Consider the following 15,740-nt stretch of genomic DNA (forward strand, 5'->3'; position numbering starts at 1 on the left):
AAATCCTTAAATTTTTCAGTACAAAACTTTGTTTATTCAAAATTATCCTATCTTTGAACCCGATTAAATGAACAGATTTACACAAAATACTTGGTGGTGGAAAACCTTACGGAAGAACTCGTGAGCGAAACACCTATGGTATAAAAAATATACGAAAAGGCTTGTCAATCACGACAAGCCTTTTTTTATTCAACATTTTTAAATTGATGAAATACAAACTAAAAACACACTCAAAAAAATTACTTGCAGATACCCTTACGCCAGTTTCGGTTTATTTGCGGTTGCGCGATAAGTTCCCGAATAGCCTTTTGCTTGAAAGTAGCGACTATCACGCCAATGACAACAGTTTCAGCTACATTTGCTTCAATCCAATTGCTTCCATAAAAGTTCAAAACGAAAAAATTATGCAGCATTTTCCGGATGGAAAAACCTCTGAGTTGGATAATTCTGAAGAAACTAATATTCCAAAGATTTTAGATGAATTTGCCGCCTCCTTTTCTTCAGAAGCAAATGAGTTCAAATTCATAAACAACGGTCTTTTCGGTTTTATGGCTTTTGATGTGGTGCGTTATTTTGAGGATATTCCGCTTGCAAAAAAAGAGGAAAATCTTGAAATGCCCGATTTGTTTTACGCAGTTTACCAAAATATAATTGCGATAAATCATTTCAATAATGAAGCATATATTTTTGCCCACACTTTTGAAGCTGAAAATAATATCCCACAAATTGAGCAGCTTTTAAAATCGAAAAATTTTGCGGAATACCCCTTTAAAAGAAATGGGGAGCGCACTTCAAATTTGAATGATAGGGATTTTAAAGCGTTAGTGCTAAAATGCAAAGAGCACTGCCAGCGCGGCGATGTGTTTCAAATTGTGCCCAGCAAACGGTTTTCGCAAAAATTTACGGGTGATGATTTCAATGTTTACCGGGCTTTGCGCAGCGTAAACCCTTCACCCTACCTTTTCTATTTTGACTATGAAAATTTTAAAATTTTTGGAAGTTCGCCCGAAGCGCAATTGATTGTAAAAGGAAATACAGCCGAAATCCATCCAATCGCCGGAACGTTTAAACGCACCGGAAATGACGAACAGGATGCCGAGCTCGCCAAAAAACTTTCCGAAGACAAAAAAGAAAACAGCGAACACGTAATGCTGGTTGATTTGGCGCGAAATGATTTAAGCCGCCACGGAACCAACGTGAAAGTTGAAACATATCGTGAAGTTCAGTTTTTTTCGCACGTGATACATTTGGTGAGTAAAGTTACGGCAACAAAAAATCCAAAAACTTCAACAATGCAGCTTGTGGCGGACACATTTCCCGCGGGAACATTGAGCGGTGCACCCAAGCACAAAGCGCTGCAATTGCTGGAAAAATACGAAAATAAAAGTCGCGAATTTTACGGCGGCGCCATTGGTTTTATGGATTTCAGCGGTAATTTTAATCATTCAATTATCATACGTTCCTTTATGAGCAAAAACCACACACTGCATTACCAAGCGGGCGCTGGTGTGGTTTCTGGAAGTAATGAAGAAAACGAATTACAGGAAGTTTATAACAAACTCGGCGCACTTACAAAAGCGCTGGAATTAGCGGAAAAAATAGCCCCCTAACCCCCAAAGGGGGAACAAACAAACTCAATTTAAAAATGACAAAACAAAATTCAAATAACAATTCAAACCAAACTCCCTTCCCTTCGGGGGAAGGGCTGGGGATGGGGCTGAAAATATTAGTAATAGACAACTACGACAGTTTTGTGTACAACCTGGTCCACTATTTAGAGGAATTGGATTGCGAAGTAACCGTAAAACGGAACGATAAATTCTATTTGGAAGAAGCAGAAAATTATGATAAAATTCTGCTTTCGCCCGGCCCTGGAATCCCAGACGAAGCAGGTTTGCTGAAAGAGGTTATTCAAAAATACGCAACCTCAAAACCTATTTTTGGAGTGTGTCTGGGGCAGCAAGCCATTGGGGAAGTTTTCGGCGGAACGTTGGAAAACTTAAGCAAAGTTTTTCATGGCGTTGCAACGAAAGCTACAATTATAAAGGAAGATGAACCTCTCTTCAAAGGAATTGAAAATGAATTTGAAATTGGCCGTTACCACAGTTGGGTGATTTCAAAAGAAAGTTTTCCGGAGGTTTTGGAAATTACTTCAATTGATGAAAATGGGCAGATCATGTCTGTGCGACATAAATTTTACGATATCTGCGGCGTACAATTTCATCCCGAAAGTGTATTGACACCTATGGGAAAGCAAATTATTAAAAATTGGATTGAAAGTTAAATAAGTAAGCAATATTCAGTAACAGTAGGTATTAACCCTGTAAACTTTTAAACTCCTCAATTTAATAATGAAACAGATTTTAAACAGATTAATAAATCACGAACAACTTTTAAAAGAAGAAGCGCGAAGTGTTTTGCTGAATATTTCCGAAGGTAAATACAACCAAAGCCAGACTGCTGCATTTTTGACCGTTTTTATGATGCGAAGCGTAAGTCTGGAAGAACTTGAAGGCTTTCGCGATGCATTGTTGGACTTGTGTTTGGCGGTAGATTTTAATGAATATAGCACCATTGATTTATGCGGAACGGGCGGCGACGGAAAAAACACGTTTAACATTTCAACGTTGGCATCATTTGTAACGGCAGGCGCCGGTATAAAAGTCACAAAACATGGAAATTACGGGGTTTCATCCGTTAGCGGAAGCAGCAACGTAATGGAAGCTTTGGGCATTAAATTCAGTAATGAAAAAGATTTTTTGAAGCGAAGTTTGGACGAAGCCGGAATCTGTGTTTTGCATGCGCCACTCTTCCACCCCGCTATGAAAAATGTTGCGCCAATTCGGAGGGAATTGGGTGTAAAAACCTTTTTCAATATGCTTGGACCAATGGTAAATCCAGCATTCCCAAATAATCAGTTAGTTGGGGTTTTCGATTTGGAATTGGCGCGCCTGTACGGTTATCTCTATCAAAAAAGTGAAAAAAACTACGCCATTTTGCACGCAATGGATGGATATGACGAGATTTCACTGACGGGCCCCGTAAAAGTGATTTCGAAAAATGCTGAAACTATTTTGAAAGCAGAAGATTTTGGAGTAAAACAGATTAAGGAATCTGAAATCTTTGGTGGCGAAACAGTTAAAGATTCTGCCGAAATTTTTCTGAATATTTTGAATGGAAAAGGTACCGAAGCGCAAAATAATGTGGTCTGTGCCAATGCTGGAATGGCAATTTCTGTGGTTGAAAATTGCACGATAAAAGATGGTTTTGAAAAAGCGAAAGAATCGTTGAAATCGGGAAAAGCGTTGAATTCATTGAAGAAATTACAGGAAATATCAATTTGACAAAAGAATCAAGAACCAAGAATCGAGAGCCAAGAACCGAGAGCCAACAAACAAGAAACAATACTCACTACTCACTACTCATTACTCATTACAAAAAATGACAATTTTAGATACCATAACCACATACAAGCAAAAAGAAGTCGCAGCAAAGAAAGAGGCGATACCAACGCGTTTTTTGGAGAAATTTCCGCTTTTCGCAAAAGAAACTAAATCGTTGGCGGAAGCCTTGCGCATTTCAACAACAGGAATCATTGCCGAGCACAAACGCCGTTCGCCCAGCAAATCTGTGATAAACGATAAAGTATTGTTACCCGAAGTTGTTTCGGGATATGAGCTTGCGGGCGCTAAAGGAATTTCGGTCTTAACGGATTCCAATTTTTTTGGCGGTTCGCTCGATGATCTTTTAGTTGCTGAAAAAACAGTTTCCATTCCCATTCTTCGGAAGGAATTTATCATCGATCCGTATCAAATTTACGAATCCAAAGCGTATGGTGCGGATGCCATTTTATTGATCGCCGCGTGTCTTTCAGTAGAAGAATTGAAACAATTTTCCCATTTAGCAAAAAGCTTGAAACTCGATGTTTTATTGGAAGTCCACAATCTCGAAGAACTTCAAAAATCATTGTTGCCCAATGTGGATATGATAGGCGTGAACAATAGGAATCTGAAAAATTTCAAAGTAAATATTGAAATCAGTAAAAAACTTTCTGGACACATTCCGAACGATTTTGTAAAAATTTCCGAAAGCGGCATCAGCGATACAGAAACCATAAAAGAGCTGCGAACCTATGGTTTTGAAGGATTTTTGATAGGTGAGCATTTTATGAAAACTGAAAATCCAGGTGAAACTGCGAAACAATTTATTCAAAATTTAAGATGAAACCACTTTTAAAGATTTGCGGAATGAAACACAACATCGCCGAAGTTGCAGAACTTCAGCCGGATTATCTGGGTTTTATTTTTTATGAAAAAAGTTCGAGGTTTTTTAATGGTAACATTCCTTCGCTACCTAACGGAATTAAAAAAGTTGGTGTTTTTGTGGATGAAAAGATTTCAGAAATAATTGAATTGGTGAAAAAATATTCTTTGGACGTCATCCAGCTTCACGGAAATGAAACTAAGGAATATGTACTCGATTTGCAGGGATATTTGACACTATTTGATCCCGACGTGTTGGTTTGGAAGGTTTTCAACATTGATGATAATTTCGATTTTGTTCAACTAAAGCCGTATGAAAACAAAGTTGATGCATTTCTTTTCGACACAAAGGGAAATAAAAAAGGTGGAAACGGATTTGCTTTTAATTGGGAAATTCTGAGAAAATATCCTTCAAAAAAACCCTTTGTTTTAAGCGGTGGCATTGGTTTGGAAGAAATTGAAGCCCTAAAAAATCTATTGAAAACGAATCTTCCCATTCACGCGATTGATGTAAATAGCAAATTTGAAATTGAGCCGGGAATGAAAGATATTGCAAAATTGAAAAAGCTACTTGAAAATTTGAAACACGACTAAAAAGAATCACGAACCAAGACGCAAGAACCAAGACTGAATACTGAATACTGAAAACATGAATTATAACGTAAATGAAAAAGGCTATTACGGTGAATTTGGCGGCGCATATATTCCCGAAATGCTGTATCCAAATGTGGAGGAACTTCGACAGAACTATTTAAAAATTATGGGCGAGGACTCTTTTCAAAAAGAATTCCGCCAATTGCTGAAAGATTATGTGGGACGTCCAACGCCACTTTATTTCGCAAAGCGATTTTCAGAAAAATACAATACCAAAGTCTATTTAAAGCGTGAAGATCTTTGCCACACAGGCGCACACAAAGTAAATAACACGATAGGCCAAATTTTAATGGCAAAACGGCTGGGCAAAACCCGAATAATTGCCGAAAGCGGCGCAGGGCAACACGGAGTTGCAACCGCAACGGTTTGTGCTTTAATGGGTTTGGAATGCATCGTTTTTATGGGCGAAATTGACATAAAACGTCAAGCGCCAAATGTTGCCCGAATGAAAATGCTGGGGGCAAAAGTGGTTCCCGCCACAAGCGGAAGTAAAACTTTGAAAGATGCTACCAATGAGGCAATTCGTGATTGGATCAATAACCCTGTTGACACACATTATATTATTGGTAGCGTGGTAGGCCCGCATCCCTACCCAGATATGGTTGCACGCTTTCAAAGTGTAATTTCGGAAGAAATAAAAACACAACTAAAAGAAAAAGAAGGACGCGAAAATCCAGATTTTGTGGTGGCTTGTGTTGGCGGTGGAAGTAATGCAGCCGGTGCTTTTTATCATTATTTAAACAATCCCGAAGTTGGGATAATTGCTGTTGAAGCCGCTGGAAAAGGAATTAATAGTGGCGAAAGTGCGGCAACTTCAGCGTTGGGAAAAGTGGGGATAATCCATGGTAGTAAGACACTTTTGATGCAAACGGCAGACGGTCAAATTACGGAACCGTACTCTATTTCGGCTGGTTTGGACTATCCGGGAGTTGGCCCGATGCACGCGCATCTTTTTGCGAGTGGAAGGGGCGAATTTATTTCGATAACCGACAACGAAGCGATGGAAGCGGGATTGCAACTCTGCAAACTGGAAGGTATTATCCCTGCAATAGAAAGCAGCCATGCGCTTGCAATATTTGAAAACAGAAAGTTCAAAAAAGAGGATGTAGTTGTCGTGAATTTGAGCGGCCGTGGCGATAAGGATTTGGATGCGTATATAAAACATTTCGATTTATAATGAACAGAATTCAAAACAAACTTTTAGGAAATAAAAAACTCCTTTCAATATATTTCACTGCTGGTTTCCCAAAAGTGGATGACACGGTCGAAATTCTTCAGCAATTGGAAAAAAACGGCGTTGACATGGTTGAAATCGGTTTGCCTTTCAGCGACCCTTTGGCTGACGGCCCTACCATTCAAGCAAGCTCGCAAACGGCTCTGAAAAATGGAATGACTACACAATTGCTTTTTCAGCAATTAAAAGACATCCGAAAAACGGTTTCCATTCCACTGATTTTAATGGGATATTTTAATCCAGTCCTTCAATTCGGTGTCGAAAATTTCTGCCAAAAGTGTGCTGAAGTTGGCCTTGATGGCGTTATTCTTCCAGATTTGCCTTTGGCGGAATATGAAGAACATTATGCTGAAATTTTCAAAAAATATGGTTTGCTGAATATTTTTTTGATAACGCCGCAAACTTCCGAAGAAAGAATTAAAAGAATTGACACTGCTTCTGATGGTTTTATCTATTTAGTGAGTAGTGCGAGTGTTACAGGTAGTTCAAAAAAATTTGGCGAAGAACAAACGCGTTATTTTCAAAAGGTTGCATCGCTTTCGCTCGCAAATAAATTAATTGTTGGCTTCGGAATAAATAATGCCAAAACTTTCCGCCAAGCAACAAAAGACACTTCGGGCGCTATCATTGGGAGCGCATTTATTAAAGAGCTTTCAGAAAATGGAATTGGTGGAATTGCAGCTTTTATAAAATCTATTCGGGAGGTTTAACCTATCTTTAATAGGCTCTTGGCATAAATTAAGACTTGGTATTTGTACTTTAGAATTTCAAAATAAGACGAATTCTTAAAAATTATATTATGGAAAGGAAATTTGAAAGAAAAACTGAACAGAAAAACCCAACGAACCCGACAGGCAATCGAAATATTGAAACCAATAAAGTAGATATAGACAAAAAAACCATTAAAAAACAACAAAACAAAAAATAATGGGAAAGGGTGATAAAAAATCGAAACGTGGCAAAATCAGCATTGGAAGTTTTGGGAAATTGAGACCCAAACGCAAAAAATTCAATGTGCGGCCTAAGCCAACTAAAGACGCCCAAAAGAAAGAAGCTTAAAGGATTTTATTTTTAAGCAATTGCAAAAGGTGTTTGAAATGCTCGAGAAGCTTTCAAATACCTTTTCTTTTTAATGTGAAATTCCATGAAATGGTCGCAAATAGTATCTTTGCAATTCAACATTATTTATTTTGATGAACCAACCTGTTACAGGATTTTCAAAAAAATCCAAAGCCGAAAAAATAGAATGGCTTGCCAAGAACTACCTACAAAACAATCCGGAATCAATTCAAATTTTAAGGGATTATTGGAACGAAAACGATTCCATCCAGCAACTCCACGACGATTTTATAGAAAACACCCTTTCCAATTATTACCTGCCTTTTGCCGTAGCACCCAATTTTCTCATCAACGAAAAAATGTACGCCATCCCTATGGTTACCGAAGAAAGTTCAGTTGTTGCGGCCGCGAGCAACGCAGCAAAGTTCTGGATGGAGCGCGGCGGTTTTAAGGCTGAAGTAATTTCAACCGAAAAAAATGGCCAAATTCATTTCAATTACTTCGGAAGTGAAAAAAGCATCAATTCTTTTTTTGAAACCGTAAAATCGAAACTACGCGCAAGCATTGAAAGCATTGAAAAAAACATGAAAAAACGGGGCGGTGGCCTTTTGGATATTTCACTGGTTGATAAATCGCACATCCTCGACGGTTTCTTTTACATTCACGCAACTTTTGAAACACTCGACGCGATGGGAGCCAATTTCATCAATAGTTGTTTGGAACAAATGGCCCACACTTTTGAGGAAGAAGCTGCAACTTTTGAAGCATTCAGCAAAGAAAATGAGTTTCCCGAAGTGATCATGAGCATACTTTCCAATTATGTTCCCGAGTGTTTGGTACGTGCTGAGGTAAGCTGCAATGTAAGTGAACTCGCCACCTCAGGCTTTACCGGAAACCAATTTGCCGAAAAATTTGTACGCGCCATTGAAATTGCAAAAACAGAAACACGGCGTGCTGTAACGCATAACAAGGGGATAATGAATGGAGTGGACGCCGTTGTGCTTGCTACGGGCAATGATTTTCGCGCCGTAGAGGCTGGCGTCCATGCCTATGCTGCCAGAAATAGCTACTATAGTAGCCTTACGCACGCTAAAATTGAAGATGGAATTTTCACATTCTGGATCGAAATTCCTTTGGCAGTGGGCACTATTGGAGGTTTAACATCACTTCATCCATTGACGAAATTGGCTTTTGAAATTCTTCAAAAACCAAATGCGAAAGAATTGATGAAAATACTTGCGGTTGCTGGACTGGCGCAAAATTTTGCTGCTGTACGATCGCTTATTACCACAGGAATCCAAAAAGGCCATATGAAAATGCATTTGATGAATATTTTGAACCAAATGCACGCTTCAAAAGAAGAAAAACAGAACGCATTGAGCCATTTTGAAACGCGCGCGGTTTCCCATAACGCGGTTGTGCAATTTTTGGAAAAATTGAGGAATTAATGCAGAAATTCAGCAGCAACGGAAAATTACTTTTAACGGGCGAGTATGTTGTACTCGATGGTGCCACAGCATTGGCAATCCCCACAAAGTATGGCCAAAGCTTGAAAATTAACCCTTCCACGGAGGATGGGATTTTATGGGAAAGTTTAGATAACGATGGAACTGTTTGGTTTTCGGATAAATTTAAAATTGAAAATGGAATTTTCTTTTCTGAAAATAATTTGAATGAAATTTCGATCCAACTTTTAAAAATTCTTCAAGAAGCAAAGGATTTGAATCCAGAATTTCTTTCAGAAAGTACAGCAATAAAAATTAAAACCAAGCTCGATTTTCCAAGAAATTGGGGACTTGGCACCTCGTCTACTCTAATAAATAATATTGCGCAGTGGGCAGAAGTTGATGCTTTTAAACTGCTATGGAAAAGTTTTGGCGGAAGCGGCTTTGATGTTGCTGCGGCACAACATGACTCCCCTATTTTCTTTGAAAAATCTGGATATGATTGTTCTGTGCAAAAAATACATTTGCCTTGGGATTTTTTTACGGACAGATTGTTTTTCATTTATTTAAATGAGAAACAGAATAGTAAAGAGGGCATTAAAAAGTACCGAACTCATTCGGTAAGCAAATCGAAAATCTTAAAAATTTCTGACATATCGCGCAAACTTTTGCTGTGTTATACGCTTCAGGATTTTGAGAATTTAATGGTTGCCCACGAACGGATTATTTCAGAAATTTTAAAAATTCAGCCCATACAGGAACGTCTTTTTTCAGATTTCAACGGAATTGTAAAAAGTCTTGGCGCCTGGGGAGGCGATTTTGTTTTGGCCACAGGTGATGTTGCGAATATGGAATATTTCAAAAGAAAAGGTTTTGATACCATCATTCCTTTTGATGAAATGATGAAACAACAAACCGAAAATTAGATTTTAAAAAAAACCAATTCCAACACCTTTAAAACAAAAAATTTGATGTGTTTTTTTTGATAATAGATTAGAAATAAGCACTTTGAAAACAAAAAACCCGAAACAAAAGTTTCGGGTTCTTGTGGTGCCTCCAACCCCGAAATTTCGGGGGAACTAGGGAAGCTTTTTCTTTAAGATATCTGTAAGGATTTCCGGATTGGAAATTACTTTTTCTAAAAATACCCTACTCTTCATTTTTTTCAGGAATTTTTCAAGAAGTAGAGCCCCATTTCTGTCCGTACATTCATAGCGCAACAAAACCTGCCAATCTTTTGCCGCTTTCGTGAAATTTTTTTTGAAGTAATGGTTATTGCGTTGCTCCAGCCTCATAGACACATCAGGACTTTCGCCAATATAATATCTGTCTATGGCTTTTGAATAAATAATATACAGAAAATGCATCTTCTAAATCAAAACAAAAAACCCGAAACTTTTGTTTCGGGTTTTTGTGGTGCCTCCAAGAATCGAACTAGGGACACACGGATTTTCAGTCCGTTGCTCTACCAACTGAGCTAAGGCACCATTATTGAGACGGCAAATATAAAGCTATTTTCGTTTTCGCAAAACAATAGTCGAAAAAAAATAAAATTTATGAATTTTCAATTTAATACGGCATTAACAAATTCTTAATACTTCCCCTTGTAATTTTGCTAACTTATTTTCTATGATGAATCTGGTAATTGATGTAGGCAACACACTCGTAAAACTTGCAGTTTTTGACGGCAAAATTTTACAGCAATCCCGTAAATGCATAAAAAAGGATTTTATGCACACGCTGTCTGAAATTGCCGACTCCTTTCCAAATATTGAATATACTTTAGTTTCATCAGTCGGGAAACTGACGGATTTCCAAATGGGCAAACTCAAACAGCGTTTCAATGCACTTTCACTGAACCACGAAACGAAAGTACCATTCATAAATAAATATGCTACGCCTCAAACGTTGGGTGTAGATAGAATTGCGCTCATAAGTGCAGCCGCAGATACTTATCCCCGTAAAAATGTATTGGTAATAGATGCCGGCACGTGCATTACCTATGATTTTTTAAACGCCGAAAATGAATATTTGGGTGGAGCAATTTCCCCTGGTATAAATATTCGGTATAAATCCCTGCATACGTTTACCGAAAAATTACCGTTACTTGATGCAAGCAGTCCTAAAACTATTATTGGGAATTCTACCACTGCATCCATACATTCAGGAATTATCAATAGTGTCGTTTACGAGATGGATGGTTTCATTTCTACATATAGGGCCGCTTATGATGATTTAACAGTTATTTTAACAGGGGGCGATGCACATTTTTTGCGAGATAGCTTAAAAAATGACATCTTTGCCAACTCAAATTTTTTGTTGGAAGGACTAAACCACATTTTAGAACATAACAAGCATTGATGTTTAGACAGATAATAGCAGGAGTTTTCATACTTTTTTCGGCACTAAGTTTTGCGCAAGAGGGCACCACCTCACCTTATTCATACTACGGAATTGGAATCTTAAAATTTCACGGAACTGCTGAAAATAGAGCGATGGGTGGAATTGGTGTTTTTTCGGATAGTATTCACCTTAATCTTCAAAACCCTGCTGCTTACGCAGATTTGCGATTAATAAATTTTTCGGTAGGGGCCAGTCACAAAGCTACTACGCAAAAGAATGAAGCAGCCAGCCAGAATACTTCTGCCACATCTTTGGATTATCTCGCAATCGGAATACCGATGGGAAAATTTGGGTTGGGTTTTGGGTTGATTCCTTACACTTCGGTTGGTTATGATTTTCTATCGGAAACTGAATCCGGATCAACCTATTACACTGGAAATGGAGGGTTAAACAAAGCTTTTCTTTCTTTGGCATATCAAGTTACTCCAGAATTGAACGTGGGGGTTGATGCCAATTACAATTTCGGGAAAATAGAAAATACTGCCACAACGCAAAGGGAATTTCAAAAGGCTACCCAAGTTTTTAATCGGTCTGACCTTTTAGGGTTTACCTATAACTTTGGCGCTATGTATAAGCGGATGTTGAATGAAAATCTCCAACTTTCAACATCATTGGTATATACTGTAGGTACCAATATTACTTCGGAAAATTCCCGAACTATTTCTGTATTGGATCTTTCAACTCCCAATAATACCAATCTTACCGACATTCGTAATATTGCAGTTGGCGATACCAATTTTAAATTTCCTTCAGAATTTACAGTTGGTGCCGGAATTGGAAAACCAAAACATTGGGCAATTGCGGCAGAATATTCAAATGAAAAAACGAGCAGTTTTACCAATCGTTCCCTGACCGATGAAAACGTTTCGTACACCAACGCAAACAAAGCAAGGCTTGGAGGATATTTTATTCCGAATTATAATTCCTTCGGAAATTACTTCCAGCGAGTGGTTTACAGAGCAGGAATAAGGTTTGAAGAAACCGGATTGAACGTGGGCGGAAAGGATATTGATGAGTTTGGCATATCTTTTGGAGTTGGGTTACCCGTTGGCCGATTATTCTCAAATGTGAACATAGGAGTTGAAGTTGGCAGACGTGGAACTACGGATTTGGGTCTCATTCAAGAAAATTTTGTAAATACATTTTTAAGTTTCTCACTAAACGACCGTTGGTTCGAAAAAAGATTATATGATTAATACCAATTATTTAAATACCATGAAAACAAAAGCGATTTTATTATTTTCAATTTTAGCACTCACTTTGGGTAGCACAACCTTTGCCCAAGCGCCAGACGACTGTGCTGTTACCCTTTCCTATTTCACGGAGCCCGCAAAAATTAAAAATTACGAAGCTGCACTTCCCCATTACGAAAAATTGATTACGGAATGTCCAAATTACAATCTTGCTATCTACCAATATGGAGTAAGAATGTTTGAATATTTTGTAGAGGAAAAAGGCGATAAAAGCAAAGTAAATGATCTCATCAAGGCTTGGGAGTTACGATTGAAAAATTTTCCAGAGCAAACAAAAGAAGGTGACGTACTTTCTACCATTGCCCAAATAAGGTATGATAATAATGTGGGTACAAAAGCGGAGCAATTCAAAGCTTTTGACGACGCTTTCAAAAAAGATCCTGAAAATTTTACCAGCGGTAAGAGCCTTTACGCCTATTTTTCATTGGCAGTAGATCTTCACAGTACTGGCGAAAAAGAGCTTCAGGAAATATTTGATCTTTACGATGTTATCATCGAAAAATTGGATAAAGAGAAAAATGATCTTGCTGAAAGACTTACTCCTATAATGGAAAAAGAGGAAGCGGGAACAGCATTAACCGAGAAGGAAAAAGATGCCAAGGATGTTTATGAAAACAATATTGGTGTTTATGGAACTGTGGAAAGCAGTGTAAATGGTAAGTTAGGCCAACTTGCAGATTGCGATAATTTGGTTCCTTTATATTCAAAAGATTTTGAAGAAAAGAAAACAGACGTTAGCTGGGTTAAAAATGCAGCGGGACGCTTGAGCGCCAAAGATTGTGACGATCCACTTTTCTTTAAATTGGTTCAGCAATTGCACACCCTTGAGCCTTCAGCAAAATCTGCTTACTATTTAGGTAAATTGGCTGAAAAAGATGGTAAAGGAAGCCAAGCGCTTGAATATTTCAATCAGGCTGCAGACCTTGAAACCAACAATGCAGATAAAGCAAAAATATATTACAGTATAGCTGAAAACTTCCGCAAAAAAGGAAGCTACGGTCAAGCTAGAACTTACTACAACAAAATGATTGGCGTAAAACCGTCAGCAGGTATTGCTTACTTGAAAATGGCACAGATGATTGGTGAAAGCTCTAATAATTGCGGTGGAACCGTTTTTGAAAAGAGAGCCGTGAACTGGTTGGCTGCAGATATGGCAGACAAAGCTGCACGTGTTGATCCTTCATTATCTTCAACTGCAAGTGCTACTGCAAGCAGCTATAGACAAAGAGCTCCTTCAAAAAGTGACATTTTCAGCGCAGGTATGGGCGGCAAAACTATTAGCTTTAGCGGATGCTGGGTTGGTGGTAGCGTGAAGGTTCCTAACTTATAAGAATGATCGCACCTATAAATATGCTTAAAAGCGTGATGGCTCTGGTATTTGCCATCACGCTTTTTGCATGTGAGGGAAATTATGAAAATGTAAAAAGACTAAATCTTTCTGATGGTGCACCCATTGCCGAGGGAAAGGAAATAAACTTCAAATACACAGATTCCGGAAAACTTATCACCAATCTTATGGCAGATAAACTTTTGGATTACTCTAACCTTACATTTCCCTACAAGGAATTCCCATTAGGAATTGAAGTTCTTTTTTGGGATGAAGAAGGCAAAAAAAGTACGGTAACTTCAGATTATGCAATACAGTTTGATGGAACCGGCTTGGTAGACCTTCGCAAAAATGTGGTGCTCGTCACAGCGGATAGCGTTGTTTTGCGAGCGAATCAATTGTACTGGGATCAGCAAAATCAATGGGTTTTCACAGACCAGCCGTACCAGATAAAATTTAAGGATGGATCTTATAACGACGGGGCAATGTTTGACAGCAGTCAAGATTTTACTACCTTTCTGTCGCGAAAAAACCAAGGAGTGCAACTTATAGATAAAAAAGCAACCGAAGATGGCCAATAAATTATACCGCCTTTTTGAATACGCATATATTATTATCGCGATATTTTTCGCGTATCAGGCAGTTGTAAATTGGACCACAGAGCCCAATCGAGCCTATTTGTTTCTGTTTTTTGTAATTGTCGCAATCTTTATGTTTTTCTTCAAAAGAAATTTCAGAAAGAAAATGGAAGAGCGCAATAAAAAATAAAAGGTTTCAAGCTCAAAATCTAAGGCCGCTACCCTTAATTTTGCACTTCAAACTTTTATACTTTGAAACTATAAATGGATTACAGCATTATCATTATTGTTACCATGCTCATTCTCTCGGCTTTCTTCTCCGGGATGGAGATTGCGTACGTTTCTTCAAACAAAATCCATATTGAAATTGAAAAGAAGCAAAACAGTTTTCTTGCTGAAATTTTAAAAAAAATAACCAAACGTCCTTCAAAATTTATTGCTACCATGCTTGTGGGCAATAATATCGCGCTCGTAATCTATGGTTTTTTCATGGGCGATCTTTTGATGGAATATATACCGCTTGCAGGTTTTTCGGGTTTGTTGGTACAGACCATAATCTCAACCTTGGTAATACTTCTTACTGCTGAATTTCTTCCGAAGGTTTTCTTTCAGATTTATGCGAATAGCCTCGTCAAAGTGTTCGCGCTCCCCGCCTATTTCTTTTACATCATATTTTCATTGATTTCAGAATTTATTATTTGGATATCAGATTTGGTTTTGAAGCTCATTTTCAAATCTGAAGGAGATACAGTGCAGTTAAGCTTTAGCAAACTGGAACTGGGCAATTACATTTCGGAACAAATGGAGATTGCCGAAACGCAGGACGAAATTGATAGTGAAATTCAAATATTTCAAAATGCGCTGGATTTTTCTGAAGTGAAATCCCGGGAAGCAATGATTCCCCGAACCGAGGTGGTGGCCGTTGATATTGAAACTTCGCCGAAGGAATTGGCAAAAATCTTCACTGAGACCGGACTTTCAAAAATTTTGGTTTTCAAAGAAAATATCGATGATATATTGGGGTATGTCCATTCCTTTGAACTCTTCAAAAAACCTTCAACCCTAAAAAAAATCTTGATGCCCGTTGTTTTTGTGCCCGAAACGATGCTGGTAAAAGATGTCTTGGGAATCTTGAGCAAAAAACGAAAAAGTCTGGCCGTAGTAATTGATGAATACGGCGGCACCAGCGGTATTATTACGGTGGAGGATATTATTGAGGAACTTTTTGGGGACATTGAGGATGAGCACGATAGCATTGCGCTTATTGAAGAAGATTTGGGCGAGGGCGTATATCGTTTTTCGGCACGGCTGGAAGTTGATTATATTAACGAGACTTTTAAACTGGACCTTGAGGAGAGTGAAAACTACGAGACCCTTGGCGGACTTATTGTAAACCATACCGAAGAAATCCCCGAAAAGGGCGAAACCGTTGAAATGGAAGATTATATATTTACCATTCTTGAAGTTTCAAGTACCAAGATTGAGTTGGTAGAAGTGAAAAAAATCACTGAAGACTAGATTTTCA

The 15,740-nt window shown here is 38.2% G+C and carries 18 protein-coding genes and 1 tRNA gene; 17 read left to right on the forward strand and 2 right to left on the reverse strand.

All coding sequences use genetic code 11. The features are described 5' to 3' along the window. The first annotated feature begins 206 nt into the window (after positions 1 to 206). From KIV10_RS04410 to KIV10_RS04455, 11 genes are all read left to right on the forward strand, one after another. The gene (locus tag KIV10_RS04410; RefSeq protein WP_214112284.1) at positions 207 to 1,610 is read left to right on the forward strand and encodes an anthranilate synthase component I family protein; all 1,404 of its coding nucleotides are present in this window, start codon (positions 207 to 209) and stop codon (positions 1,608 to 1,610) included. Positions 1,611 to 1,711: 101 nt separating this feature from the next. Beyond that, positions 1,712 to 2,284 (forward strand): anthranilate synthase component II, encoded by a 573-nt coding sequence (locus KIV10_RS04415; protein WP_214112749.1) that lies wholly within the window; start codon positions 1,712 to 1,714, stop codon positions 2,282 to 2,284. Positions 2,285 to 2,351: 67 nt separating this feature from the next. Then, positions 2,352 to 3,344: an anthranilate phosphoribosyltransferase gene (trpD, locus tag KIV10_RS04420; protein WP_214112285.1), complete on the forward strand. Its 993-nt coding sequence runs from the start codon at positions 2,352 to 2,354 to the stop codon at positions 3,342 to 3,344. Positions 3,345 to 3,441: 97 nt separating this feature from the next. Then, positions 3,442 to 4,224 (forward strand): indole-3-glycerol phosphate synthase TrpC, encoded by a 783-nt coding sequence (gene trpC, locus KIV10_RS04425; protein ID WP_214112286.1) that lies wholly within the window; start codon positions 3,442 to 3,444, stop codon positions 4,222 to 4,224. Between the two features lie 23 nt (positions 4,225 to 4,247). Beyond that, complete coding sequence (locus KIV10_RS04430) at positions 4,248 to 4,856, forward strand: phosphoribosylanthranilate isomerase (RefSeq protein ID WP_246516190.1); 609 nt, start codon at positions 4,248 to 4,250, stop codon at positions 4,854 to 4,856. Between the two features lie 55 nt (positions 4,857 to 4,911). Continuing rightward, a complete protein-coding gene (gene trpB, locus KIV10_RS04435) occupies positions 4,912 to 6,093 on the forward strand; it encodes a tryptophan synthase subunit beta (RefSeq protein WP_214112288.1) in 1,182 nt (393 codons plus the stop codon). Next, positions 6,093 to 6,860, forward strand: coding sequence for a tryptophan synthase subunit alpha (gene trpA, locus KIV10_RS04440; RefSeq protein WP_214112289.1), 768 nt, complete (start codon positions 6,093 to 6,095; stop codon positions 6,858 to 6,860). Before trpB ends, trpA begins: the two co-directional genes overlap by 1 nt. Positions 6,861 to 6,949: 89 nt before the next feature. Further along, complete coding sequence (locus KIV10_RS13975; protein WP_262898403.1) at positions 6,950 to 7,078, forward strand: hypothetical protein; 129 nt, start codon at positions 6,950 to 6,952, stop codon at positions 7,076 to 7,078. Continuing rightward, a complete protein-coding gene (locus KIV10_RS04445; RefSeq protein ID WP_214112290.1) occupies positions 7,078 to 7,209 on the forward strand; it encodes a 30S ribosomal protein THX in 132 nt (43 codons plus the stop codon). The genes KIV10_RS13975 and KIV10_RS04445 overlap by 1 nt, the downstream gene beginning before the upstream one ends. A gap of 134 nt (positions 7,210 to 7,343) precedes the next feature. Next, the gene (locus KIV10_RS04450; protein ID WP_214112291.1) at positions 7,344 to 8,657 is read left to right on the forward strand and encodes a hydroxymethylglutaryl-CoA reductase, degradative; all 1,314 of its coding nucleotides are present in this window, start codon (positions 7,344 to 7,346) and stop codon (positions 8,655 to 8,657) included. Continuing rightward, a complete protein-coding gene (locus KIV10_RS04455; RefSeq protein ID WP_214112292.1) occupies positions 8,657 to 9,580 on the forward strand; it encodes a GYDIA family GHMP kinase in 924 nt (307 codons plus the stop codon). The genes KIV10_RS04450 and KIV10_RS04455 overlap by 1 nt, the downstream gene beginning before the upstream one ends. 153 nt (positions 9,581 to 9,733) lie before the next feature. Here KIV10_RS04455 and KIV10_RS04460 read toward each other — a convergent pair whose 3' ends face one another. Together KIV10_RS04460 and KIV10_RS04465 are read right to left on the reverse strand one after the other, a co-directional pair. Beyond that, positions 9,734 to 10,021, reverse strand: a complete 288-nt coding sequence (locus tag KIV10_RS04460) for a GIY-YIG nuclease family protein (protein WP_214112293.1) — start codon at positions 10,019 to 10,021, stop codon at positions 9,734 to 9,736. A gap of 47 nt (positions 10,022 to 10,068) precedes the next feature. After that, positions 10,069 to 10,141: transfer RNA gene (locus KIV10_RS04465), tRNA-Phe, on the reverse strand. A gap of 142 nt (positions 10,142 to 10,283) precedes the next feature. Here KIV10_RS04465 and KIV10_RS04470 point away from each other — a divergent pair. From KIV10_RS04470 to KIV10_RS04495, 6 genes are all read left to right on the forward strand, one after another. Continuing rightward, the gene (locus tag KIV10_RS04470; protein WP_317194702.1) at positions 10,284 to 11,015 is read left to right on the forward strand and encodes a type III pantothenate kinase; all 732 of its coding nucleotides are present in this window, start codon (positions 10,284 to 10,286) and stop codon (positions 11,013 to 11,015) included. Continuing rightward, positions 11,015 to 12,253, forward strand: coding sequence for a hypothetical protein (locus tag KIV10_RS04475; protein ID WP_214112294.1), 1,239 nt, complete (start codon positions 11,015 to 11,017; stop codon positions 12,251 to 12,253). The genes KIV10_RS04470 and KIV10_RS04475 overlap by 1 nt, the downstream gene beginning before the upstream one ends. Positions 12,254 to 12,272: 19 nt before the next feature. After that, positions 12,273 to 13,640 (forward strand): tetratricopeptide repeat protein, encoded by a 1,368-nt coding sequence (locus KIV10_RS04480; protein ID WP_246516191.1) that lies wholly within the window; start codon positions 12,273 to 12,275, stop codon positions 13,638 to 13,640. Positions 13,641 to 13,642: 2 nt separating this feature from the next. After that, positions 13,643 to 14,218: an LPS export ABC transporter periplasmic protein LptC gene (gene lptC, locus KIV10_RS04485; RefSeq protein WP_214112296.1), complete on the forward strand. Its 576-nt coding sequence runs from the start codon at positions 13,643 to 13,645 to the stop codon at positions 14,216 to 14,218. After that, positions 14,208 to 14,405, forward strand: coding sequence for a hypothetical protein (locus tag KIV10_RS04490; RefSeq protein WP_214112297.1), 198 nt, complete (start codon positions 14,208 to 14,210; stop codon positions 14,403 to 14,405). Before lptC ends, KIV10_RS04490 begins: the two co-directional genes overlap by 11 nt. Positions 14,406 to 14,479: 74 nt before the next feature. Beyond that, positions 14,480 to 15,733 (forward strand): hemolysin family protein, encoded by a 1,254-nt coding sequence (locus tag KIV10_RS04495; RefSeq protein WP_214112298.1) that lies wholly within the window; start codon positions 14,480 to 14,482, stop codon positions 15,731 to 15,733. The last annotated feature ends 7 nt before the right edge of the window (positions 15,734 to 15,740 follow it).

The organism is Aequorivita echinoideorum (genome assembly GCF_018476645.1).
Lineage (GTDB): Bacteria > Bacteroidota > Bacteroidia > Flavobacteriales > Flavobacteriaceae > Aequorivita > Aequorivita echinoideorum.

What these genes read in the sequence shown, in the direction of transcription:
- KIV10_RS04415 (WP_214112749.1), top strand. Translation starts at nt 1,712, where the DNA reads ATGGGGCTGAAAATATTAGTAATAGACAACTACGACAGTTTTGTGTAC.
- trpD (WP_214112285.1), top strand. Translation starts at nt 2,352, where the DNA reads ATGAAACAGATTTTAAACAGATTAATAAATCACGAACAACTTTTAAAA.
- trpB (WP_214112288.1), top strand. Translation starts at nt 4,912, where the DNA reads ATGAATTATAACGTAAATGAAAAAGGCTATTACGGTGAATTTGGCGGC.
- KIV10_RS04450 (WP_214112291.1), top strand. Translation starts at nt 7,344, where the DNA reads ATGAACCAACCTGTTACAGGATTTTCAAAAAAATCCAAAGCCGAAAAA.
- KIV10_RS04410 (WP_214112284.1), top strand. Translation starts at nt 207, where the DNA reads ATGAAATACAAACTAAAAACACACTCAAAAAAATTACTTGCAGATACC.
- KIV10_RS04445 (WP_214112290.1), top strand. Translation starts at nt 7,078, where the DNA reads ATGGGAAAGGGTGATAAAAAATCGAAACGTGGCAAAATCAGCATTGGA.
- trpC (WP_214112286.1), top strand. Translation starts at nt 3,442, where the DNA reads ATGACAATTTTAGATACCATAACCACATACAAGCAAAAAGAAGTCGCA.
- KIV10_RS04480 (WP_246516191.1), top strand. Translation starts at nt 12,273, where the DNA reads ATGAAAACAAAAGCGATTTTATTATTTTCAATTTTAGCACTCACTTTG.
- KIV10_RS04455 (WP_214112292.1), top strand. Translation starts at nt 8,657, where the DNA reads ATGCAGAAATTCAGCAGCAACGGAAAATTACTTTTAACGGGCGAGTAT.
- KIV10_RS04470 (WP_317194702.1), top strand. Translation starts at nt 10,284, where the DNA reads ATGATGAATCTGGTAATTGATGTAGGCAACACACTCGTAAAACTTGCA.
- KIV10_RS04475 (WP_214112294.1), top strand. Translation starts at nt 11,015, where the DNA reads ATGTTTAGACAGATAATAGCAGGAGTTTTCATACTTTTTTCGGCACTA.
- KIV10_RS04460 (WP_214112293.1), bottom strand. Translation starts at nt 10,021, where the DNA reads ATGCATTTTCTGTATATTATTTATTCAAAAGCCATAGACAGATATTAT.
- KIV10_RS04430 (WP_246516190.1), top strand. Translation starts at nt 4,248, where the DNA reads ATGAAACACAACATCGCCGAAGTTGCAGAACTTCAGCCGGATTATCTG.
- lptC (WP_214112296.1), top strand. Translation starts at nt 13,643, where the DNA reads ATGATCGCACCTATAAATATGCTTAAAAGCGTGATGGCTCTGGTATTT.
- KIV10_RS13975 (WP_262898403.1), top strand. Translation starts at nt 6,950, where the DNA reads ATGGAAAGGAAATTTGAAAGAAAAACTGAACAGAAAAACCCAACGAAC.
- KIV10_RS04495 (WP_214112298.1), top strand. Translation starts at nt 14,480, where the DNA reads ATGGATTACAGCATTATCATTATTGTTACCATGCTCATTCTCTCGGCT.
- KIV10_RS04490 (WP_214112297.1), top strand. Translation starts at nt 14,208, where the DNA reads ATGGCCAATAAATTATACCGCCTTTTTGAATACGCATATATTATTATC.
- trpA (WP_214112289.1), top strand. Translation starts at nt 6,093, where the DNA reads ATGAACAGAATTCAAAACAAACTTTTAGGAAATAAAAAACTCCTTTCA.